Raw genomic sequence first — 22,906 nt, 5'->3', positions numbered from 1 at the left:
ACTGCTTATTGAGCTGGTTGCGCATTGCTGTCGCCACCAATTTTTACAGGACCTTCTACCACGGGTGCCTTGCTACGCTTCAGCACTTCTTCCATTTGGTCGAGCATTTGCAGCATCATTTGCGATCGCTGAAACTCCAACTGCATTCTTTCCAAACGCTTATCGCCAATGGCAGCAAAGTAGGCCATTTCTTCGTTCAGTTCTTTGCGAACAGCATTGCCTATTTTTTGTGCCAATGCTTCATCGCCTGCACGGTAGGCCGCTTCCATGAGCATGAGGCTGGTTTGATTGTGCAGTGCATACCGGCTGATTAAACCATACGGCATGTTGGTGCTGTCCATCATTTTATCTACCCGCTGCAGCAGTTTTTGTGCACTATCCTTTTGACCCTTATTAGAAAGGCTAATGGCCACATCGGCATAAGCCTGACGCAGGTTATTGAGGTGGCGGCGGTTTTCTTCATCAAAATAAACACCCGGTGTTTCCGCATTGCCAAACTTAAATTCCTTCATCATTTTTTCGTAAGCCCACTCGGTATTCACTTCATCACCGGCAACAGGCACCAGGCGGTAGGTCATACCATCGCGGCGCAAATAGTTTTGGAAACCCAACTCATCAAACTTGCTGGTGAAGTAAATAGGACGCTTGAAATTATTAGAAGCAATAACGGCCAACACCGCCAAATCATTTTTAAACATGATTTGCTTGGGCACCTGAAACTGTACCGTATCTACCACCGCATCGGTTGCTTTTACAGTTCCGTTTTTCAATACCAGATTTATATCTACCGGCAGGTAAAAACTATTGGTTGGATAAATTGGCAATGGCTCACCTTGTTCGGTGTACATTTTTTGCATATCTGCTGTACCTACCCAATCTTTCAAAATGCTGTACAGGTTTTGCGGGCCTTCGTAGCCAGGACGTGGCTGGTACAATGCGTAGTTGAGTTTGTCGCCTTCAATTTGCTCGGCACTCCAAATCACATCCATGGCATCACTGGCATTTACCTTGTAGCGCAGCTGGTTGATGTACCAATCTATCCCCAACAGGCTGTAGTTAATCACCCGCACATCGCGGCGAATGCCGAGCACTTCCTGTGCGTACCACAAGGGGTAAGTATCGTTATCGCCGAAGCTGAACAGGATGGCATTGGGAGCACAACTGTTGAGGTAATCCACCGCCAGATCGGGAGCCATGGTTTTGTTGCTACGGTCGTGGTCGTCCCACTCTTGCGTGGCCATCCATGCAGGAGCCGCCAGCAAAGTGATAGCAAAAGCTCCGGTAGCAATGGCTTTTTCCGATTTCAATGCTTTCAGCAAAAAGAAAATACCAGCTACAACAGCCGTACCCACTACACCAAGTAATGCCAGGCCAATAAAGGCTTTGCCATCTTGCGTAGCAATAGAGCCGCTCATGGCTGCCAGCAAATACACCACGCCGGCACCAATCAATATTTTTTGCAACAGCTTCAGCGCATTTTCTTTTGCCAGCAATACAAAGGCCGGCACGGCCAAACCAATCCATACGGCAAACGCGTAGAAGCTACCCACATACGCATAGTCACGTTCACGTGGCTGATTGCCCGCCTGATTGAGGTACACCACAATAGCCATACCGGTAAAGAAGAACAGCAGTCCGTTTACCAGAAAGTCTTTGCGGTGGCGGTAGTATTGGAAGAACAAACCAAACAAACCAAGTATCAATGGAAGCCCCAGCAGTTTGTTGTTGGCCTTGTTGTTTTTAGCCGTTTCGGGCATGGCACTTTGCGGGCCATAAATCAAGTCATCGATAAATGAAATACCGGTAATCCAGTTGCCATCCCGTACGTTGCTGGCATACACGCCCTGCACATCGTTTTGCTTACCGGCAAAGTTCCACATAAAGTAGCGCAGGTACATCCAGTAGGTTTGGTAGCCTACAAAAAAGCGGATGTTATCGGCAAACGTAGGACGACGTTCGTAGGGACCGGTTTCGGGGCTCTGCATTTTGGGGTCGTCGGTGCGGCCAATACCCAGCACATCGGCGTAGTAGTTGGCATGCTGCTGATCGTTGCTGCGGTCCCATACACGGGGGAAGAACATCATATCGGCCGGGTCATACACTTCTTTTACATCATTGCCCAGCTCTATGTAATTCTCTTTGCTTTTCTGATACCGCATGGCACCTTCTTCGCGGCTGGTATTGCGGCTTTGTGCTGTAAACACTTGTCCGTATACCAACGGGAAATCGCCATACTGCTCACGACCGAGATAGCCCACCAAACTCATGGGGTTATCTACGTTATACATATCCACACCGGGGTCGGCGCTGGAGCGAATCATGGTGGTGAGGTAGGTTGAATAACCTATCAGCATGAAAGTGAAACACCAAAGACCAAGCCTTAAAAAGTGTCCTACTTTTTTATGTCCAAAATATGCAGAAATCAAGCCTAATGCTATGATTACAATAAGTCTTAAAACTCGGATTGGCATTTCTCCACCCGTAAAAAAGGGGAAAACAATAAATCCAATAAAAACTATTAGCCAAATTGCAAAATGAGTCGAATCAATTTCAGAATTCCGACTAAGCCTTAAGCCCCAGAAAATCAATCCTGCTAATACCACGAAATAAAATGTGAAGCCACTGAAGAAAGGCAGGCCAAAATCATTGACAAACAAAATATCGAAATGTCCAGCGCCTTTGATGCTGTACTGAATCACAAACTTTTGTACCACACCAGTGATAACGCAACCAATCACAAATGCCCAGAATGTACCCCACTTGGTAACGCTGTACCGCTTGAAGTAATAAATCATTACGATGGCGGGGATGGTCAGCAGGTTGAGCAGGTGCACACCAATGCTAAGGCCCATCATGAAGAAGATGAACACAATCCAGCGGTCGGCATTGCTATGGCCGGTGCCTGCATCGGTTCGGGCATCTTTATCTACCTGATGCTCCCACTTGAGCATGGCCCAAAATACCAGGGCAGTAAAGAAAGAACTTAACGCATATACTTCGCCTTCTACGGCGCTGTACCAAAATGAATCGCTGAATGTATAAGCCAACGCTCCCACTACACCCGCACCCATAATGGTGAGGGCCTGTGTATCGTTGATGGTTTCTACCACGGGGTTTACCAGCTTACGGGCAAAATGCGTAATAGTCCAGAACAGGAACAAAATGGTGAAACTGCTGGCCAGAGCACTCATGATGTTTACCGCCTTAGCGGCGGTAGCCGGATCATCACCAAACAACACGATGAAAAAACGACCAATGAGTACAAACATGGGAGCACCCGGTGGGTGCGGAATTTGCAATTTGAAACAGCTGGCTACAAACTCGCCGCAATCCCAGAGGCTGCCATTTTTTTCGGCCGTCATAATGTAAACGGTGCTGGCAATGAGGAACACGATCCAACCTACAATGTTGTTCAACCGGTTAAACTTCATATACAATTCAGATTAGCATGTACAGCCGGGGCAAACCCCGGGCTGCTCGTTGGTTTTAAAGTGGTGGCGAATATAGTTAATGGCCGCAATGGCAAAACCATATTTACCCACCGATAGTCGTTAAAAGTTGATTACCGCCACCCGCAGGCTTACATAATATCTACCAGCCGGCGTATCACTTCGCTGAAATACGCTCCATTGCCCGGGCCAAACCAGTTCATCACCCTTGTTTCGTAGCCTTCGGCATCGTAGCGGTTGTCGGGGGTAATGTAGCCGCAATAGCCACCGTTAAAACTGGTTACCATCAGGTGTTTGCCCTTTTGCTGTGCATAGGCTTGCAGCGGCGCCATCAGTTCGCCACCAAAATCGCAGGGCATGCCCACCAGTAAGAGGTCGCCAATTTTCAGGGCTTTTACTTCGGCCGGATAATCGCCATACAAACGGCTCCACAACCAATGCCGGAAACACCAGTTTTGCGAAAACCGCCACTGCGGCTCCCGTAGCTCTAGCGGCAGTGTTACCGGCCACAGTACATCGCCGAGTGGTACCGTTTTTTTGAATGCGCCATGTTGCAATGTATCGGCCAAACCATTGGCCATGAATGAGAGTTGCTGCCAATCGCTGCCCGCTGGCTCCACCGGCCCCATGCTGCCCACCGCACCTGCCATGTACATGGCAAATGGTTGCTGCTGCTCCAGCTGTGCCAGCAAAGCACCCGGATAATCGCGGCTGAGTTGCATCACCGAATCACTCAAGGTAGTGGCATGGGCCGCAAAACTGTGTAGTGACACGGTCTCGCCACTATGCAACACGGCTTGCAATGAATGCAACACATGGTACTCGGGCGCCGAATCGCCCAGCACCCGGTTGCGCACCAGCTGTGGTGCCTGCCGTTCTTCGTATACCAGCTGTGCACCCGTGGCATGCCTGGCTGCCAGTGCCATGCTCTGAATGATTTGCGCCGCCAGATTGTTGACCAACTCCTGATTGTAAGTGCCGGCAAACAATTCACCAATGTAGTTTTTGCCCCAGCCACCCATGCTGTTGTGCGTATGCGTGGCACCGATGAATACATTGTTCCACTCGATACCGGCGGCTGACACCTGTGCCTTTACCAGTTGTGAAACCTCGGGTGGAATAATGAGCAAATCGGCACTCACAATAGCGGCCTTGGTATTGCCCTGCTGCAACCACAGGGTGCGTACATACAAACTATCGTGTACCTGCAGCACGGGCCTGCCCTCCCGCTTGCCATAGCCCGCTGTGGGCACGGCATGTTTGGGCGTAATGTTTACCTTGGCATAGCCCACCCGCAGCACGGTATCGGCTACGGGCGGCGGATGCGTAGCCGCCAGGCTATCGAGGCGCTGCATCATCTGCCGGTACCAACCGGTTTGGGCGTACGGTGTACGATCTACCCGCCGCACCACAAAGGGCACCGCCAGCAGCAGCAATACCAACACCGTGATAACGACCCGAAACAGAATTTTGAAGAAGCGACGCATGGGGAGGAATTGGGAAGGATGAAGTTAGGGAAAGGAAGATGTATCAAACCTGCTGCATCATGATTAATCTCGACGAGCCTTCAACCGTTACATGGAATACATTCTATGCGGATTGTTTTAAAAATAGGGTTGATAATGAATGTAGAAAATGTGGCGAGTGTCGGTTATTTTTGAGTTGGGCGCAAGTGTAAGAACCTCCAAACATTGAATAAAATAAAATTAAAATATGAGTTACTACCCACCAATATCAATCAAGCAAGCAATTGACAAAATCGACTATAACCAGTATTTACTTCCAGCCATACAAAGAGAATTTGTGTGGAGTGCAGGACAAATAGAATTACTTTTTGACAGTTTAATGAGAAATTATCCAATTGGATCGTTGCTCATGTGGAAAGTACAAGGGGAAAATAAGACAGACCATAGATATTACAGCGTATTAAAAACTTATCGGGAAAAATACAACACTCATTGCCAAGAAGTAAACACTGCTTCAATTCCTGATTTTGAAGCCGTTCTTGATGGACAACAAAGATTAACAGCTTTGTATATTGGCTTAAAGGGGTCATATGCCTACAAAAAGAAAAATTTCGCTTGGAAAGATAACGAACACTCTATCCCAACAAGAAAACTTTATCTGTGCCTAACAGAAGATTCTATTGACGAAGATGAGAATGAAGATGGTAGAGTATACGATTTTCGATTTTTGACAAAAGAAGAACTACAAAACTCTGATAAAATATGGTTTGAAGTTGGTAAAATCCTAACTCTCAATGGAACCTTTGAATTAAACCAATTCCTTAAGAAAGAGGAATGGGATTCTAACGAATACATAAGCAATACACTATCTAAACTACTTGATGTTATTCACGTAAAGACTTTAATAAATTACTATTTAGAACTTGAGCAAGACTACGACAAGGCCCTAAATATTTTCATTAGAATAAATAGCGGTGGCGAAAAATTATCGTATTCTGACTTGATAATGTCAACTATAATATCAGGCTGGACGTCTCGGACAGTTTCAGCACGGGACGAGTTTAATAATCTAATTGATGAAATTTGGGACTCAACAGAAATAGTAATAGACAAAGATTTAATAATTCGAGCATACTTGTTGATTTTCAGTGATGATATTAAGTTTAGAGTTACAAACTTTTCTATTGCAAATGCTAAAGAGTTCAAAGATAATTGGGATGGGATTAGAGCTGCAATTGTTGAAGCAATCGAACTTGTTCGAGACTTCGGATATGCCGAGAGAACTTTAACTTCAAAAAATGCTTTGTTGCCAATTATTCACTATTTATTTATAAGTAATCGCACAAAACAGTTTACCTCAAAAGTTGCCTACAAAGAAGATAGAGAGCTTATAAAACGTTGGTTTCATACTGTCTTGTTGAAAAGAATCTTTGGTGGTCAAGCAGACACAGTTCTTAAGCAAATAAGGGATGTAGTAAAAGACAAAGTGAAAAAAGGTGCTGAAATTTTCCCTGCACAAGCTATTGCTAAAAAGCTATCGAAGACAAGAAAATCAATTACAATGGATGATGAATCTATTGAAAATCTATTACTCACAACTTATGAAGATAGATACGCCTTCCCTATTCTTGCTTTATTATATCCGCATTTAGATTATAAGAATAACGACTTTAATAAAGACCACATATTTCCCATAAGTCAGTTTTCAGCAAAAAACCTAAAAAAGCAGGGTATTGATTTTACGCAAGAAAACGGTCATTATTACACAGACAATTGGTGCTTTAACGGGATAGTAAATCTTCAAATGCTTGACAGCAACGAAAACAAATCAAAGAGTGACAAAACATTTGAAGAATGGGCGAAAACAACTAAAATCAATTATGAGAAGCAGATATTACCAAAAATAACAGACTTTTCAAGATATATTGAATTTGTTGATGAAAGATGGGATATGTTAAAATCTAAACTTGAAACGGAGTTAAAGTTTTAAATATGAACGGACTGACAAGAACACCAGCACCCAACATGCGTTTGGCGTCATGCGAGGTTAAGTGCTTAAATTCAAGTGCAGTTTTTCAAATCAACTTTAGTGTTGGGTTGACAGTTTTGTGCCCTGAAATCCCTCACGAACGCCAAGCGCAGAAACGTTACCTGCTATTTTTTATCGAACACCAAAACACATTGTAGCTCCTTATGGCGAGACAAGACACTCAAGAGGTTTGTTTAAATGGACATCAGACGACAGACAGGTATTATAGTTCTCCGCAATTCCGTAAAAACTTCTGTACGACCTGTGGTGAAAAAACAATTCACCAATGCCCTTCTTGCGGTAAAGACATTAAGGGTGACATGATTTACGAAAATTTCATCGATTTATCAGGCACGACAACTTCTGTACCTGACATTTGTGACAATTGCGGTGCAAACTTTCCTTGGAGAGAGAAGAAGCGTAAAATAAAAGAGCTATCTAAGCCAACAAACGTTGAAAAAGATGCACTTTTCCTAATTGGCTTACTGTGTGACAGGTTTCATTTAATAGCTAAGCAACTAAGACAGAGGCATGCTGATAGACCGACTTTAGACATAGAGGATGAATACGATGTTCAAGACCTATTACACTCACTTTTAAAAATATATTTCGACGATATTAGACCAGAAGAGTGGAACCCCAGCTATGCAGGTAGTTCTACACGTTCTGACTTCCTTCTAAAAGATGAACAAGTTATTATTGAGATCAAAAAAACAAGAGCAGGTTTAAAGGCGAAACAACTTGGTGAACAACTAATTATTGACATCGCTCATTACAAAAAGCATCCAGATTGCAAATCATTGTATTGCTTTGTTTATGACCCTGAAGGCTACGTAAGCAATCCTAAGGGAATTCAAAATGACCTCTCGAGAAAAGACAAGGATTTCAAAGTAATTGTAAACATTATACCGAAAGGGCATTAAACCTGAAGGCAACAACTCCCCCTCCCCGCCTCGGTTCCTTCCCAGCAACGTCTCCCGCAGGGGACGTTGCGTAAATGATTAACCAGACTCTAGTACAGCATCTGCTATCCAATCGCAACGTCCTTTTCAAGAGACGTTGCTGGCAATAAGAAATACAGCAAAACTGTAAATACTCAATGAAATATTAGTTGACATGAAATTCATCGCTAGCCTATTTATCATTCTTACTACATGCCTTCTGTCGTCAGCACAATCTCCGCTAACCATGCACAGATTACAAGACAGTATCAGAAACAGCGATGGCTTATATTTTGCAAAATCAACTGAAGGACACTTTTCAGTGCTGTTACCCTTCCCTTTTAATGATTTCACTGTTAAGGTCGACGGCGTAACATCTTACTACATTGGCTGCAAAACATCCGACGGATTTACATTTCTAGTGATGGAAGTTGAAAAAGCAATTAAGAATAAAGTCATTGATGAAAATGCATTTATTCAAAAATTAAAGAAGCCAACCAATACTGTACAAACCATCCAAAAAGAAAAAACAGACAACCATGAATCAATTGCATTTTTGGTGGAAGAAAAACAGAAGGGCAGCCTTGTGAAATATATCAACACCTCCTCCCGTCTTTTTACAATGACAATTGAGTTTCCAATTGAATTCAAGGGACTGGTTGAAAAAGAGTTTGCCTTCTTTTTCTCCTCTATTATTATCACAGACTATTGATTTTTCTTCCCAGCAACGACTCCCGCAGGGGACGTTGCGTAAATGATTGACCTAACTTCAGTAATTCATCCAATGCCCAATCGCAACGTCCTTTTCAAAAGATGTTGTTTGTATATAAAGCCCCATTCATGATGCAAACAAGAACTGTTATATATTTCTTCCTATTAGCATCTTATTTGATTGGCACTTCTTGCGAAAGCACTCGAAGAACATCTTCACTGAAGCGTCAATACAAAGAGATTTACATCAACCAGTTCAAGTTGACTTACTTCCGACAACTATTGATAAAGAGCTACAACAATTCAAGTGCTGTCCGTGAAATAATTTATACAGACCATAGTGGGTTCACTGAACCCATATTGAACAAAAATGATTATACACTCATTGATAGTTTAACCACACTCGACAATCAACGTTTGGTTGCAGACTCCATTGAGGGCCATCGAAGAGCCGAAGGTGCTGAAGGTAAAAGACCATTGAGCTTGGTTATGGACAAGCTATCAAGTAAATGGCTGGATAGCCTGGCAAAACGACAATTGAAATTAAATGGCATTCCAAGCCATTGGATTGATTGAAACCCAACTGTCGCAAGCCCTCCGCTGCAGCGGCTCACTTGTGATGAATGAATACTCCCTTCCCAGCAACGTCTCCCGCAGGGGACGTTGCGCAAATGAAAAACACTCCATCATGCGCCTGTCATTACTCTTCGTTTCAATATTTACATTCACTTCTTGTACATCAAAAGCATCTTCTGATATGGGTTTCTTTGATCGTTTATTTGGCAACAAACAAAGCAGCGACCAACCATTGCTTGTCGACACCACCGTACTCAGCAAAACCGCCGACATGCTCGACGAAGAGCTGTATTGGTTAATCATCGACCAATCGCTGCGCAACAGCCACAACCAAGATGAGCAAGCGGCCTATCTGGTGAAAGCCATTGGCCAGCTTACCCCCAAGCAAATGATTGGATTCAGGTTGCGGACCGATAAACTGCTCTACGACACTTACACATCCGACATGTGGTGTGCCGCTTACATCATGAACCAGGGCTGCTCCGATGATAGCTTTGAGTATTTCAGAAACTGGGTAATCTCAAGAGGCAAAGCGGTGTATTATGCCGCCAAAGCCAACCCCGACAGCCTCATTAGTGAAGTAGACGAAGAAGCAGAGATGTACGACTTCGAAGATTTTTGGTATGTGGCTAACGATGCCTTTCAACAGAAAACCGGTAAAGATTTGTATGACTTTATTGATAATGAGCATTTCAAAACCAAAGAAGGTCAGTACCCGGAAATACAATTTACTTGGGAGGAAGATGAGCCGGAAAGCATGCGAAAAATTTGCCCTAAATTGTTTGCACAATGTTGGGAGCAGTAGTGCTCAATCACCAGCAACGTCATTTTTAAAGTGCCCTTGCTAAAAACAACTATCAGCAATCATTTACACTAAGCATCTCCCCTTTTCCTGCTTATGAAAAAACTACTTCTGATTATCACTCTATTGACTTGCATCTCCGGCCATTTGTATGCCAACGATTTACAAACAGCACAGCAATACTACGACCGGGACGACATCACTAATGCAATAAATGCGATTAATGCTGCTGTAAAAGTGAAGTACGCTGATAATGCTGAAGCGTGGATGTTGATGTACAAGATTTATAAAAAAGCACAATACACGAGCCCCTACAGTTCTTTCCCCGATGATTGTATCTCCAATCAGCACAGAGCCATTCGGAAATTGATGGAATTATCAGACGGGAAAACATGGCTGCAGCAGGAATTTGGCCATGAGTATCGCCAGCTTTTCAATAAGTTTTATTCGGAGTTTGTAACCTATGCCAACAGTTCTATGAAGAATAAAAGTTTTGGCAACGCTTTGAAGAACTATAAAAATGCTTTGCAAGTGTATGACGATATCTACAAATATGGTTTAGACCCATCGCCGGTAGACACTGCTGTGATTTTCAGGGCAGGATACTGTGCCCTGAAAAATGAAAAATATGCCGAAACAGAATCCTTTTTCAAAAAGCTGGCAGACATTCCTGTAAAGAACAAACAGTACGCCATGTTATACGCCTGGCTCAGCAAATATTATATGTTGGAAACCAAAGATCTGCCCAAGGCCAAAGCCATGTTTGACAAAGGGTTGGCCTTGTTTCCTGATGACAAAGACCTCAAGGAACTGATATCGTATTTCAATTCGGGAGCCGGGCAATAAAGACATTGAACAGCGGGTAAAAGATGGCTCCTGAGTAATGTTTGCATCTGGCACAAGATTTTTTGATTGTTTATTTGCAGGCATCGTACCCACTACCGCCGCATGAAAGAAACTTCCCCCATTGCAGTAGCAGATCGTTTAGACACCGGCAGCACCGGCATTTACCAGCTCAAAAGACTGTGGGGCAAAGTCATGTTTGGCCTGCAAACGAATTCACACTATGCACAGGAGCAAGAGCTCGACAATACCCTCATCGACTTCCTGGGTTTCTTCCCAGCAACGTCTCCCGCAGGGGACGTTGCGCAAATGGTTACCCCGACGCCAATACAACATCTGCTATCCAAACGCAACGTCCTTTTCAAGAGACCTTGCTGGCAATACGAACTCCTTCCCAGCAACGTCTCCCGCAGGGGACGTTGCGTAAATGAAAAAAGGAACGCTTCTGCACAAAAGAATAGGTTACTTGTATGTGCTTAGTATGGCGGTATTGCTCATCTCCTCTTTTGGCATTTACAGGCTGTTTGGCAAATTCGGGTTGTTTCATTATTTATCGTTGCTGTCTACCTTTTCATTAGTGGCAGGCATGGCACCCATGTTCAAAAAAATAAGAAGCCCCAAAGACTATGAAACACATTTTAAAAGAATGTATTGGTCGGTAGCAGGCTTGTACGCCGCATTTGCAGCTGAGAGTTTTGTACGCATACCCAAGTTTGGCGGTTTTTGGAAAGGAGTAGCATGGAGTTTTGTTTTGGTATTTATTGTTTGTTTCATTTCCTTTTTAAAAATGCGTCCGCCGTGGTCTAAAAAATTTGGAAAAGGAAGGGCAGAAAAAGTGGCGGCATGAGTATGCCAGTAATCAGCCAATTAAAATGAGTTGTCATTTCTACCGGCCAATTGGTTCAACATTTGTTGACGGGTAAAATGTTCGCTTCCTGTTTTTACTCTCTACTAACTGTGGTTGTGCTGATTGTATTTATTCCGTACTTTCAGGCTCACCATCCAATACACCGTATGCCCTTACGCATTGCAATATGCGACGACCATCCGATTATTCTTGAAAGCCTCGGACTACTTATTGCTACCATGAGCAACATGGAAGTAACGGCTACTTTTACCAATGCCAAAGCGATGCAGCAGCACCTGGAAACTCATGCCATTGATGTTTTGATTACAGACCTTTCTATGCCAGATGTAAATGGAATAGAACTCACTACGGCCCTGCGTATGCAAAACAAAAAGCTGGCTATTTTGATGCTGACGGTAGAAGAAAATCACCAGCTCATCAAGTCTGCCTTTCATGCCGGTATATCAGGATACATTTTGAAGAGAGCCGGTAAAACTGAATTGGAAAAAGCCATACGTACTGTAGCCAATGGCGAAAAATACATTAGCAATGTAGTATTGAACGAGTTGGTGAACCCTTCTGATGATGAAGAATCTAAAGTGTTGCCATCGCAGCTTACAGCCCGTGAAATAGAAGTAGTAAAACTGATTGCGCAAGAATTTTCTTCTTCCGAAATAGCACGTTTGTTGTTTTTGAGCCCCGGTACTGTTGAAACACACCGGCACAACATCATCAAAAAATTACAGGTAAAAAATGTAGTCGGTATTACCAAGTTTGCTATTCGTAATGGATTGATTTAGCGCATAGGCATCTCAATGGAAATTATTGTACCCGCAGGCTTACGATCAGCAATATGGAGTACAGCACCAATATCGGCAGCCCGTTGCCTCACATTTTGAATGCCAATACCATCTGAGGTTTGCTGAGCCGGCATGCCTTTGCCATCATCAGCTACAGAAAGCGTAAGTATATTATCGGGGGTTTGTTGTATCGAAATCCATCCATTTGTAGCAGCTGCATGGCGGGCAATATTTGCAGTAAGCTCCAACGCTATACTGTACAATTCTCTAATTACTTTTTCCGGAAGCTGGTCTTGTACATGGTATTGCAATTCGAAATGTGTAGGCTGACTTTCATTCATTCGAACAACAAGTTTTTCAAGGGCGCCCTGCAAATCATCATCTTCAAGTGCTACAGGCGATAAAACGTGAGAAATCATTCGCATGTCGCGGTACAATTCTTCACTTGTTTGCATTACTCGGTTGTGCAAGCTCAAATTATGCCCTTCCATATTACTTAAATCCATTGCCTCCAGGTACCACCTTACAGCAGCCAGTTGGGTATTCAAATGATCATGCAACTCGCCGGCCAGTCTTTTTCGTTCTATTTTTTGGCCGGTGAACAATGCCTTTTCTATTTCGGCCTGCTTCTCAATAAGTGCTTTATTTTTTTTGCGTATCTGACGATAATTCCAAAGCAATAAACCCAAAATAAGCAATAATGCCAGCAGTAAAACCAACAGAAAGTTTCTTGTTTGTCGTACTTTTTCTGCTTTCAGATTTCTGATATCTAATTCGCTGGCCTGCTGCAGTTTTTCAAAATCGTAACTTATTCCTGCTGCCAGCACTTTTTGCTTTGTTTCATCATTTAATAGCGAGTCTGACCATTTTTTATAGTCTTTGTAATAGAAAAGTGCTTTTGAAAAATTACCTTTTGCTTCGTATGCTTTTGCCAATACCTCATTGTACAGAGACAGTTCTTCTGGCAGTAATACCTGTGTGTGCTCAAGGGTATCTCTTCCCATAGTGGCAAAATAAATAGCACTATCATACCGTTGTTGTGCCAAATAAATGCGGGCAAAATTCATATTGGTGTAATGGAAAAATGTTTCTTCAATACCAACATGAGCAAAGTATAAACTATCTGCATATTTATTGAGCTTCAGCGCAGAATCGAGTTTGTTTTGCAAGTAATAAATTTGTGCTACCCGTGCATACACATTGGTTAATACTTGCAACGCCCCCGCTTCCTCAAATAACTTTACTGCTTGCAATGAATACTTCAGCGCATCCGCATACTGTTTTTTTTCTTTGTATAAAAAGCCCTTTTGATAATCAATAAAGGCGAGCACTCTTTTGTCGTTAAGCTGGTGGGCTATCTTGCTGGCTTCGTCGAAAGTAGCCAATGCCTTATCGTACATTTTAAGATTGAGATACATGGTGCCAAGATTGGGAATGGTGGCCCTGAGTGCTTTTATATCTCCTGTACTTTCTTGTAGTTTCTTGCCCTTCAGCATGTAGTCTATAGCTTGTGCATACTTTCCTTCTGCAGCTACAAAAGTTCCGAGTTCTACATATACAGAACCTTCCATGGCTTTATCGCCACTGCTTACAAACAATGCTCTTGCCCTTTCATACAAAATGGGTACTGTATCGTAATGCTCATAAAAACCGGAAGCATACAGTTGTGCTTTTCGAAAACAGGTCATGGCTTCAATCCAATCATTATTGTATTGCTTAGCCAGCATGAGTGTTGTATCCAAATGTTTGTGAGCAGTTGTTACATCTTCCAAATGCTCCATTTCCATACGTACCAGCTGAAAGCGGGCCTTGGCCTCACCCAGATAAAAGCCACTCTTTTTTGCAATGGCAATGGCTTTCCGGTGTTGGATATAGGCAAGAGAATCGTTGCCTGCTTTCCAAAAAGCAGTGCCCAATTCGTTCAGGGTGTTTACCTGAGTAGATTCTGGTAAGTTACGATTACGCAGCACCAGCTGCAATGAATCTACAGCCAGCTGTGCCATACAATGGCTTTGCAAAATAATCGCCGCAATAAGAAAAATGCCTTTCATGAACCGATGGCTTATCAACTAAAAGTAGCAGAATAAAATGCTATTCAAGAAACCCGAAATCAAAATACAGGTTTCCCTATAGACAAAATGTACAAGAACCTGTATTGCAGCAGTCGCAGGTGAGAAACAACTTTGTGCAGTCCTGATTAACCGCAGGATGGCTACTCTTTTATATAGCTGTTATGCACAACATCAAATACCCGCCTTCAAAAACCATCAAAACAATTGCTATGAAATTTTCTTTACCCTTTGGGCTTATCTGTTTTTTTCTGTTGATACAATTTGTACCCATTTCATTGTATGCGCAGCCTTACAATAGTTTTGAAAATGCGAGACCTATTGCGGCATCACAACAAGTAACTGCACAAGTGTGCAAAACGCAGGACGAATACCTGACGACGCTGCTGCCTGCCAATGGCAAAATGCTGGTACAAATGAGCATTACCAATACTAGTAGCAGCAATGGTTACGTGTATGCATATGTATACGATGGCAGAAAAAACAGTGGTTTGCTGTATGCCGGGTATGTTGCGGCTGCTTCTATTGCACCCGGTGAAACCAGCACAGATTCTATAGCAATACCAGGAATGCTTGCAGATTCGGTATTTATCCGGCTTACTACATCTGCTTGCTTTACCGTATCCACTACCTATAGCATGCAGCAAACGCCTGTGAATGATACAGAACCCAACAACAACATCGGGCAAGCTGTGCCAATATCCTTTACCAGTGTAACCACTGGCAATATTGCTTATAAAAAAAGTGGTGTGGAAGATGTTGATGATTTCTTCTACACCATATTGCCCGACAATGGTACGCTTCACATCACAACAACAGGTCAAAACGTTTCTGCCAGTAGTGGCTATTTGTATTTATATGTATACGACAGACCTCAATTAAACAGCCTGATTTTAGCCGATTATGTTCAGGCATCTGCTATCAACGCTGCTGCTACAGCAACCGAAACATTTGTATTGAAAGGAAGAGCAAAAGATACAGTGTACTTACGTCTTATTGCCTCCAGTGCATTCAACTACAATCTCTCCTTTTCGATGAGTGAAACTCCTTCAGCCGATACAGAACCAAACGATAATTTTGAGCAAGCCACCAGTATTACTGCTGCTGCACCCACTTCTGGAATTATCGGTTACTACAGCAATGGCAGTTCAGATGAAAATGACTTTTTTAAAACTAAACTGCCTGAAGATGCTGCAGTACGAATTTATATAAGTGCCACCAACCGCGACTCCAAACTTGGATATATTTATATGTACGGCTATGATAAACGAAAGTCATCAGGACAACAGTTCGGTCGATTCATCAGTAACACATCGAGCATAAATGCCGGAGCAACCATTTTAGATACTATTACCGTAACTGGCCAACTGGCTGATTCATTTTACATAAGGCTGATTTCAACTGCTGCATTTTCTTACAGTTTCAGGTATGAAATGATACAAGAACCCAGCAGTGAAGACCCTGAGCCCAATAATACTTTTGATGAGGCTTTTCCATTGATCTCTGGCCTTTCACAAGTAGGGCGTATCGGTTATACCTCTGGTAGCGTAACCGATGAAAGAGATTACTATCAAACACAGTTGCCTGGCTTTGGTACATTCCGTGTTATTGTACAAGGAACAAATAAGAGTGCCAGCAATGGATACATGTATCTGAGAATATATGACGGCCAAAAAGCCAGTGGGCAATTATTGGCTGATTATGTAAGTTCAACAAGCGTAATGCCTGATGTAAGTGTGTCTGATACTTTTTATGTATATGGCAGGCAGTCGGGTTTGCACTATCTGCAGGTAGAGTCGAGTCGTTCATTCAATTATACCATCCAGTATGACCTGATAAATACTGCGCCAGAAGATGAGGAGCAAAATGCAGACACCAGCACTGCCATACACTTACCTGAGCAAATTACCCTTACAGGCAATATAGGATACCGTAGCAATGGAGCATATGATGCCAGTGATTACTACCGCCTGCAGCTGGCTCAAAATGGCACCTTGCACATTAAGCTGGAAGGCGTCAATACTCAAAATACCAATGGCTACGTTTATGTATACGTATACGATGCCGGAGGTAACGGTGGTCAAATTGCTGCCGACTACATTCAAGGTAGCAGTATAACTGCCAATACAATGATTGCTGATTCTTTTGTACTCAAAGGACGCATGGCAGGCACCTATTTTATTCGTGTCACTTCATCAGGCAGTTTTACCTATAAGTTATCCTACAACCTGAAAGATATGATACCGCAGGATGTAGAAAACAACAATACAATAGACGTTGCACAAAACGTGTTCTATGGGGCTACAATCAGCGGTAATATTGGGTATGTACAGCGTGGCCTCAGTGATAATGATGATTACTTTGCCGGGCAAATACCTGCATATGGCACCGCGAGAATTATAATAAAAGCTACAAATACAGGTAGCACCAATGGGTATGTGTATCACTACGGATACAACGGCAGAAAGCTCAGCGGCCAACTTTTTGCCCGGTATGTAAAAGGCTCAAGCCACACACCTGGTACCAGCATAGCTGATACATTCTTAATACCGTGCAGAGCAGTAGATAGTTTTTATCACCGCATCACATCATCAGGCGCATGGCAATATGAATGGTCGTTCGATTTGGTAAACACCTCTTTGCCTGAAGCTGACACCAACAATACGTTTAATACTGCCACGCTCCTGCCTATTGATAGCATTGTATCAGACAATATTGGATACCTCACCAAAAACCTGGAAGACGGCGACGATTATTTTGTAACAGCTATGCCGGCCCGAGGTACTATACAATACGTGGTTGAAGGCACCAATACTCAAAACAGCAACGGGTATTTATACGTATATATTTACCGAAAAGGCACAACTTCAAATCCTCAACTGACTGCAGCATATGTAAAAAGCTCGACGGTAAGTGCAGGTACAACCATTATCGATACTATAGGGGTAAACTGTGTAACTACTGATTCTGTATTCATTAGAGTAATTAGTTCCGGATGTTTTAAATATAGCATCAAGCCATTGTACGTGAACCGCAACCCTGAAGCGGCCTTCACTCATTTACTAGGTGGTGGTTTATATGAGTTTACTAACCAAAGCCAACGTGCAGACAGTTATGTATGGCAACTGGGTGATGGAACAACAAGTACACAGGTGGCTCCTAATTTAAAAGCATACGCAGCAGGTAGCTATCCCATTCGATTGATTGCTAAAAACAGTACCTGCAACTACGTAGATACGGCAACCATGACACTTGTGGTAAGAGGGCTAGATAGATACAGCCCCAATAATAGCGGTCCTGGCAATGTAGAGTTTTCCGCGTTTGGTGGTGGCTTCTCTCCCAATACCAGGGTTACATTATCGGGTCAGGGCAAAATTTTTACTGATAGTATTCGTGTGGTTGCAACAGAGGGAAACAAATTTTCAGCGGTTATTGATTTGCACGATGCACCATTAGGCCAGTACGACGTTAGTATTACCACAGATGACACCAGCTATACCATACCCAATGGCTATAGAGTGGATGGATTGATAGACCAGTTAAAAACTGAAATCATTGGCCGCGATGTTATACGTGTAAATACTGCCACATCTTACAAAGTGAGAATTCACAATGAAGGCAATACAATGGCTGGCGGAGTAGAGTTGTATGCACTTTTTCCTGCTGGCATGGAAGTTACACTACTAAACAAACTGGTAGACATTGTAACACTGAATGTACCAAATGATACGCTGGCAAATCTTCCTGCATTTAGGAAAGTAACAAAAGCCCAGGGATACCCCACTGATGGAAATTTGTATGCATTATATCTCGCCGGCATACCACAACAGGGCTATCGGGATATCAACTTCAATGTAAAATCAGCCATTTTGCAAGATCGCATTTATACATGGGTAGTAGGCCCGCTTTCGGGATCGGAAGAAAGGAGCTGGGTAAGCGATTGTAATAAAGCAAGATTGAAATTAGCAGGCGATCTGGTTTTTGATGGCGCTTCACTGGTGCCTGGTTTAGATTGTGCGGCCAACGTAATAAGGGCAGGCATAAGTTCGTTGTACGCAGGTGTATCATACTTCTTCACAGGCTCTACCGGCGATGCCACCAATGCCAGTGTAGGAAAATCTGTAGCGGGTGCTTTAAAAAACTGTGCCGGAGAAATTACGGTAAACCCATTAGTAGAAGCAGCAGATGTTTCCACAGATATACTGTTGCTTGAAAGTAACCTTGCCCTTAATGCCCTCGAAATTGTGAATAATTGTCCCGAAAATCAACCGAAGCCAAAAGAGAAACCAATTCAGGTTCGCAATTCATTAGACCCCAATAGCAAAGTTGGCCCTGCCGGTTATGGTACTTCTGGTTACATCAATAATCAAGACAGAATTATGAACTACACCATCTACTTTGAAAATGTAGACAGTGCCACGCTACCGGCGCAAACAGTTGAAATCATTGATACGCTTGATAAAAATGTATTTGATTTACACAGCTTCAGGACACTAAGCTATACCATTGGCGACACCTCTGTGTTCTTGCCTATGAATGCATCTGACTATGTAAATGATATTCCTTATAATAGTTTATACAACATCCGTTTTAGCATTCAATTAGATACTGCAACCGGTGTGTTGAAAGCCCTGATGAAAACCATTGACAAGCAAACGGGTACATTACCAGAAGATCCTCTGGCAGGTTTTTTACCCCCCAATGTAAGCTCCCCCGAAGGCGAAGGCAATATCAGTTTTGCCATCAACTTAAAATCAGGCTTAACAGATGGCACCCACATTCAAAATAAGGCATCCATCATTTTCGATACCAATGAACCAATCATCACCAATACCTGGCTTAATACGATTGATGTAAACAGACCAGCTACACAGGCAGTTTCTGCAAACCGCATTCAAGATACCACTGCCGTAATTCGGGTGAATGGCGCAGATGCATCGAGTGGCATCCGGCATTATTTACTGTATGTTTCAGATAATGGTGGCCCATATCAGTACCTTGGAAAAATTGGTAAGGATAGTGCACTGTTTACAGGTGCAGCCGAACACGTGTACCGGTTTTACAGCTTGGGGGTAGATAGCGTAGGCAATACAGAAATGAAAGGCCCGTCTGCAGAAACAACAGTGAGTTTTGCGGGTTCGCTACCAGTGCTGTTACAATCTTTTACTGGTACCGCTACAAATATGGGCAACAGGTTAGCATGGACTACAAAAACCGAACACAACAACAAGGGCTTTTTTGTAGAAAGAAGTCAGACTGCTACTAACTTTAGTACACTACAATTTGTAAATGGTGTTGGAAACAGCAATCTGGGTTTCAATTATCACATTATAGATGAAAATCCCTGGAACCTTACTTACTACCGTCTCAAACAGGTTGATATTGATGGAAGATTTACCTACTCTTCAATTGTAAGTGTCAATCGTTCCCAGAGTCAACCATTTTCGATATCTCCCAATCCCGTAAGCAGGTCTTTTACTATTTCAAATCATCAACAAGTAACTGGCTTGAGGCTGGTAGACATCCATGGAAAAACGGTACAGGTATTTACGCCATCCGCCAGCGGTCAATATCTAATTAAAACATTGCCTGCCGGAGTATACCTGTTACAAATCATTTCTTCTCAGGGTAATATCACCAAGAAAATTCAGATACTTCAATAGCCATTCTCACCCATTTCTACACAGGCCTGCCCAATTATTTGGGCAGGCCTTTTCCTGAATCTTAGTGTCCATGAATTAAAAAATATATGGCACAAAAAAAACCTCAGATGTACATCCGAGGGGCCAATGTCGTTTTCTTCCCAGCAACGTCTCCCGCAGGGGACGTTGCGTAAATGATTAACCAGACTCTAGTACAGCATCTGCTATCCAATCGCAACGTCCTTTTCAAGAGACGTTGCTGGCAATACGAACTCCTTCCCAGCAACGTCTCCCGCAGGGGACGTTGCGTCATCGGTAGTTCACTGACCGAACTCCATATCTGAAAGTGACAAATAATTGACCACCGGGTATTCACCCTGCTGACCTGTAGCATAGTACAATGCAGAGCTGTGCCGATACTCCACAGGCGCATTAGCCAGCATCCACTTTCCACGGCACGGATTCAAATGATAGTAATCGAGTTTTTGCTTTATCAATGCTGGCGTACTACAATGTTTCCAATCAAACGACGGCACCCAAATGGCATGCTTGTGTTTTGACAATTGGCCGGCTACAGAAACTTGCGCAGCCAATTCACTCATCAATTTTTCTGCATTCATTTGTTGCATGCTTTTCACCAATCCATAGGCCATAAACCGTTTTCCATTGCCTATGATGCTATTGATGGAAGTGGCCGTCTTTTTAAATGCAATCATCACATGCAGATGATTGGGCATGATGACATAGCCTACTACTGCATGGCCTTGCTGACGCAACACATCGAACCATTGATACACAAGTAGATATCCCTGTAATTGTGCTATCAATGGCCGCCATTCGATACAAGTAAATGTGATGGAAAATACACCCCGATCGAAGGGGATGGCTTGGTGTGTGGGCATGCTGCAGTTTCGTTTTGAAGACAGCAACTTAGCTCTTTTCAAGAAGGATTACAAGCGGCTTACTCCAAAACGCAACGTCCCCTGCGGGAGACGTTGCCGGGAATTCTTAACCAGAACGCAACATCCCTTACAGGAGACTTGGCTGGAAAATATGTTGCAGACAAATCAATCACGTCTTCGAGACGCAAGGTCCCTTGCAGGGGACGATGCTGGGAACTTCCACATTCATCATTCCCAATTCATCATTCCTCATTTCCAATTCCGTTTCTTTGCGCCCCGATGGTAAGGCAACACATTTGGCACAATCAACGCTTTTGGCTGCATGGCGATAAAGTGATGTTTTGGGAAGATACCCAAACCCTTATTGCCAGCGATTTGCACCTGGGCAAGAGCGGCCATTTTCGCAAGCATGGCATTGCCGTGCCGCAAGAAGTGCTGAAGCAAGACCTCATGCGGTTGTTTGCCCTGCTGCAACATTTCAAGCCGCAGCGGCTACTGGTGGTGGGCGATTTTTTTCACAGCCATGCCAACAAAGAACATGAATGGTTTGCCCGCTGGCGGCAAGATGTAGCGCAGCTGCACATACTGCTGGTAAAAGGCAACCACGATGTGCTGCCCCAAGACTGGTACACGCAAACCAACATTGACTGCTGTAGCGAGTGGCAGGAAAACGGACTCCGATTTGTGCACGAACCAGCAGACAGACAACAAGAGCTACCCATCATCTGTGGCCACATTCATCCGGGCATTCGGCTGATGGGTACAGGAAGGCAAAGCCTACGGGTGCCTTGTTTTTATTTTGCCCCGCAGCAATGCATCTTGCCCGCCTTTGGTGTGTTTACCGGCACCCACCCCATTCAACCAAAAAAGCAAGACGTTGTTTTTGCCATTGCCAACCAGCAAGTTATTCCCTTGTAGTGCCATGGTACACATTGCTTACGATCCCATTTATGCGCATCCGCTGCCCGAGGGGCACCGGTTTCCCATGCTTAAGTATGAGCTCATACCGGCGCAGCTCTTGCACGAAGGCAGCATTTCGCCGGCACAAATATTTTCGCCGGCAGCTTGTACCGAAGACATCATTTTGCTGACGCATGATGCCGGCTACTGGCACGACCTCCAACAGCTCGCCCTCACACCATCGCATATCCGCCGCATCGGGTTTCCGCTGTCGGCGCAGCTGGTGCTGCGGGAAATCATGATTGCACAAGGCACGATCGATTGTGCGTTGCTGGCCATGCAGCATGGCGTGGCGCTCAATGTAGCCGGTGGCACCCACCATGCATTTGCCAACCGTGGCGAAGGCTTTTGCCTGCTCAACGATATGGCCATTGCGGCCAATTATTTACTGCATCACCAACTGGCAAAACAAATACTCATTGTAGATCTGGATGTACACCAAGGCAATGGTACGGCCAGCATTTTTGCACAAGAGCCACGGGTGTTTACGTTTAGCATGCACGGCGGTCACAACTATCCTTTTATCAAAGAACAAAGCGATTTGGATGTGCCCCTGCCCGATGGCATTGGCGATGAGGATTACCTGCAACTGTTGCAGCAACATTTGCAAGCATTGCTGCACCGCCTACAACCCGATTTTATTTTTTACCTGAGCGGTGTAGATGTATTGAGCACCGATAAGTTTGGCAAGCTCAACCTGAGCATGGCCGGCTGCCAACAGCGGGATACCATTGTGTTGCAAGCCTGCAAGCAGCACAGCATTCCCTGTTGCATTGCCATGGGTGGCGGCTATAGCCCCGATATCAAACACATTGTAGAAGCACATTGCAACACCTTCCGCACGGCCATCGATTTGTTTGGATAGCGGC

Annotated in this window: 16 protein-coding genes; 12 read left to right on the top strand and 4 right to left on the bottom strand. The window is 43.8% G+C overall.

Annotated elements, in window-relative coordinates; translation table 11 throughout:
- Positions 1–5: 5 nt before the first annotated feature.
- Positions 6–3,431, bottom strand: coding sequence for a DUF2723 domain-containing protein (locus V7Q13_RS11150; protein ID WP_333800761.1), 3,426 nt, complete (start codon positions 3,429–3,431; stop codon positions 6–8).
- 149 nt (positions 3,432–3,580) lie between these two features.
- Complete coding sequence (locus V7Q13_RS11145; protein WP_333800760.1) at positions 3,581–4,936, bottom strand: neutral/alkaline non-lysosomal ceramidase N-terminal domain-containing protein; 1,356 nt, start codon at positions 4,934–4,936, stop codon at positions 3,581–3,583.
- Positions 4,937–5,162: 226 nt separating this feature from the next.
- Between V7Q13_RS11145 and V7Q13_RS11140 the strand changes: the two genes are divergently transcribed.
- From V7Q13_RS11140 to V7Q13_RS11100, 9 genes are all read left to right on the top strand, one after another.
- Positions 5,163–6,905, top strand: a complete 1,743-nt coding sequence (locus V7Q13_RS11140; RefSeq protein WP_333800759.1) for a DUF262 domain-containing protein — start codon at positions 5,163–5,165, stop codon at positions 6,903–6,905.
- Positions 6,906–7,108: 203 nt separating this feature from the next.
- Positions 7,109–7,867: a DUF2321 domain-containing protein gene (locus V7Q13_RS11135; protein WP_333800758.1), complete on the top strand. Its 759-nt coding sequence runs from the start codon at positions 7,109–7,111 to the stop codon at positions 7,865–7,867.
- A gap of 265 nt (positions 7,868–8,132) precedes the next feature.
- Positions 8,133–8,597, top strand: coding sequence for a hypothetical protein (locus V7Q13_RS11130; protein ID WP_333800757.1), 465 nt, complete (start codon positions 8,133–8,135; stop codon positions 8,595–8,597).
- 128 nt (positions 8,598–8,725) lie between these two features.
- The gene (locus V7Q13_RS11125) at positions 8,726–9,172 is read left to right on the top strand and encodes a hypothetical protein (protein ID WP_333800756.1); all 447 of its coding nucleotides are present in this window, start codon (positions 8,726–8,728) and stop codon (positions 9,170–9,172) included.
- A 112-nt stretch (positions 9,173–9,284) separates the two neighbouring features.
- A complete protein-coding gene (locus V7Q13_RS11120) occupies positions 9,285–9,977 on the top strand; it encodes a DUF4240 domain-containing protein (protein ID WP_333800755.1) in 693 nt (230 codons plus the stop codon).
- 93 nt (positions 9,978–10,070) lie between these two features.
- On the top strand, positions 10,071–10,820 hold the full coding sequence (locus V7Q13_RS11115) for a tetratricopeptide repeat protein (RefSeq protein WP_333800754.1): 750 nt from the start codon (positions 10,071–10,073) through the stop codon (positions 10,818–10,820).
- 102 nt (positions 10,821–10,922) lie between these two features.
- A complete protein-coding gene (locus tag V7Q13_RS11110) occupies positions 10,923–11,297 on the top strand; it encodes a hypothetical protein (RefSeq protein ID WP_333800753.1) in 375 nt (124 codons plus the stop codon).
- Position 11,298: 1 nt separating this feature from the next.
- Positions 11,299–11,664 carry a hypothetical protein gene (locus V7Q13_RS11105; RefSeq protein WP_333800752.1) on the top strand — a complete coding sequence of 122 codons (366 nt, stop codon included), beginning with the start codon at positions 11,299–11,301 and terminating at the stop codon, positions 11,662–11,664.
- Between the two features lie 167 nt (positions 11,665–11,831).
- Positions 11,832–12,464, top strand: a complete 633-nt coding sequence (locus V7Q13_RS11100) for a response regulator transcription factor (protein WP_333800751.1) — start codon at positions 11,832–11,834, stop codon at positions 12,462–12,464.
- Here the strand turns inward: V7Q13_RS11100 and V7Q13_RS11095 are convergent.
- Positions 12,461–14,515 (bottom strand): ATP-binding protein, encoded by a 2,055-nt coding sequence (locus V7Q13_RS11095; RefSeq protein WP_333800750.1) that lies wholly within the window; start codon positions 14,513–14,515, stop codon positions 12,461–12,463. The genes V7Q13_RS11100 and V7Q13_RS11095 overlap by 4 nt on opposite strands.
- Before the next feature lie 230 nt (positions 14,516–14,745).
- On the opposite strand from V7Q13_RS11095, the gene V7Q13_RS11090 reads away from it, so the two are divergent.
- Positions 14,746–20,196, top strand: a complete 5,451-nt coding sequence (locus V7Q13_RS11090) for a DUF7619 domain-containing protein (protein WP_333800749.1) — start codon at positions 14,746–14,748, stop codon at positions 20,194–20,196.
- 299 nt (positions 20,197–20,495) lie between these two features.
- On the opposite strand, the gene V7Q13_RS11085 is transcribed toward V7Q13_RS11090, so the two are convergent.
- Complete coding sequence (locus V7Q13_RS11085) at positions 20,496–21,077, bottom strand: hypothetical protein (RefSeq protein ID WP_333800748.1); 582 nt, start codon at positions 21,075–21,077, stop codon at positions 20,496–20,498.
- 279 nt (positions 21,078–21,356) lie between these two features.
- On the opposite strand from V7Q13_RS11085, the gene pdeM reads away from it, so the two are divergent.
- Together pdeM and V7Q13_RS11075 are read left to right on the top strand one after the other, a co-directional pair.
- Positions 21,357–21,995, top strand: a complete 639-nt coding sequence (gene pdeM, locus V7Q13_RS11080) for a ligase-associated DNA damage response endonuclease PdeM (protein ID WP_333800747.1) — start codon at positions 21,357–21,359, stop codon at positions 21,993–21,995.
- 4 nt (positions 21,996–21,999) lie between these two features.
- Positions 22,000–22,902, top strand: coding sequence for a histone deacetylase family protein (locus tag V7Q13_RS11075; protein WP_333800746.1), 903 nt, complete (start codon positions 22,000–22,002; stop codon positions 22,900–22,902).
- The last annotated feature ends 4 nt before the right edge of the window (positions 22,903–22,906 follow it).

Source organism: Phnomibacter sp. (assembly GCF_036803085.1).
Taxonomy (GTDB): domain Bacteria; phylum Bacteroidota; class Bacteroidia; order Chitinophagales; family Chitinophagaceae; genus Phnomibacter.
The sequence above is the reverse complement of the archived record's forward strand: the minus strand, read 5'-3'. Positions and strand labels throughout refer to the sequence as shown.

Bases quoted from the DNA above. Each gene is read 5' to 3' on its own strand.
- V7Q13_RS11150 (WP_333800761.1), bottom strand. From the start codon at position 3,431: ATGAAGTTTAACCGGTTGAACAACATTGTAGGTTGGATCGTGTTCCTC.
- V7Q13_RS11145 (WP_333800760.1), bottom strand. From the start codon at position 4,936: ATGCGTCGCTTCTTCAAAATTCTGTTTCGGGTCGTTATCACGGTGTTG.
- V7Q13_RS11140 (WP_333800759.1), top strand. From the start codon at position 5,163: ATGAGTTACTACCCACCAATATCAATCAAGCAAGCAATTGACAAAATC.
- V7Q13_RS11135 (WP_333800758.1), top strand. From the start codon at position 7,109: ATGGCGAGACAAGACACTCAAGAGGTTTGTTTAAATGGACATCAGACG.
- V7Q13_RS11130 (WP_333800757.1), top strand. From the start codon at position 8,133: ATGCACAGATTACAAGACAGTATCAGAAACAGCGATGGCTTATATTTT.
- V7Q13_RS11125 (WP_333800756.1), top strand. From the start codon at position 8,726: ATGATGCAAACAAGAACTGTTATATATTTCTTCCTATTAGCATCTTAT.
- V7Q13_RS11120 (WP_333800755.1), top strand. From the start codon at position 9,285: ATGCGCCTGTCATTACTCTTCGTTTCAATATTTACATTCACTTCTTGT.
- V7Q13_RS11115 (WP_333800754.1), top strand. From the start codon at position 10,071: ATGAAAAAACTACTTCTGATTATCACTCTATTGACTTGCATCTCCGGC.
- V7Q13_RS11110 (WP_333800753.1), top strand. From the start codon at position 10,923: ATGAAAGAAACTTCCCCCATTGCAGTAGCAGATCGTTTAGACACCGGC.
- V7Q13_RS11105 (WP_333800752.1), top strand. From the start codon at position 11,299: ATGGCGGTATTGCTCATCTCCTCTTTTGGCATTTACAGGCTGTTTGGC.
- V7Q13_RS11100 (WP_333800751.1), top strand. From the start codon at position 11,832: ATGCCCTTACGCATTGCAATATGCGACGACCATCCGATTATTCTTGAA.
- V7Q13_RS11095 (WP_333800750.1), bottom strand. From the start codon at position 14,515: ATGAAAGGCATTTTTCTTATTGCGGCGATTATTTTGCAAAGCCATTGT.
- V7Q13_RS11090 (WP_333800749.1), top strand. From the start codon at position 14,746: ATGAAATTTTCTTTACCCTTTGGGCTTATCTGTTTTTTTCTGTTGATA.
- V7Q13_RS11085 (WP_333800748.1), bottom strand. From the start codon at position 21,077: ATGCCCACACACCAAGCCATCCCCTTCGATCGGGGTGTATTTTCCATC.
- pdeM (WP_333800747.1), top strand. From the start codon at position 21,357: ATGGTAAGGCAACACATTTGGCACAATCAACGCTTTTGGCTGCATGGC.
- V7Q13_RS11075 (WP_333800746.1), top strand. From the start codon at position 22,000: ATGGTACACATTGCTTACGATCCCATTTATGCGCATCCGCTGCCCGAG.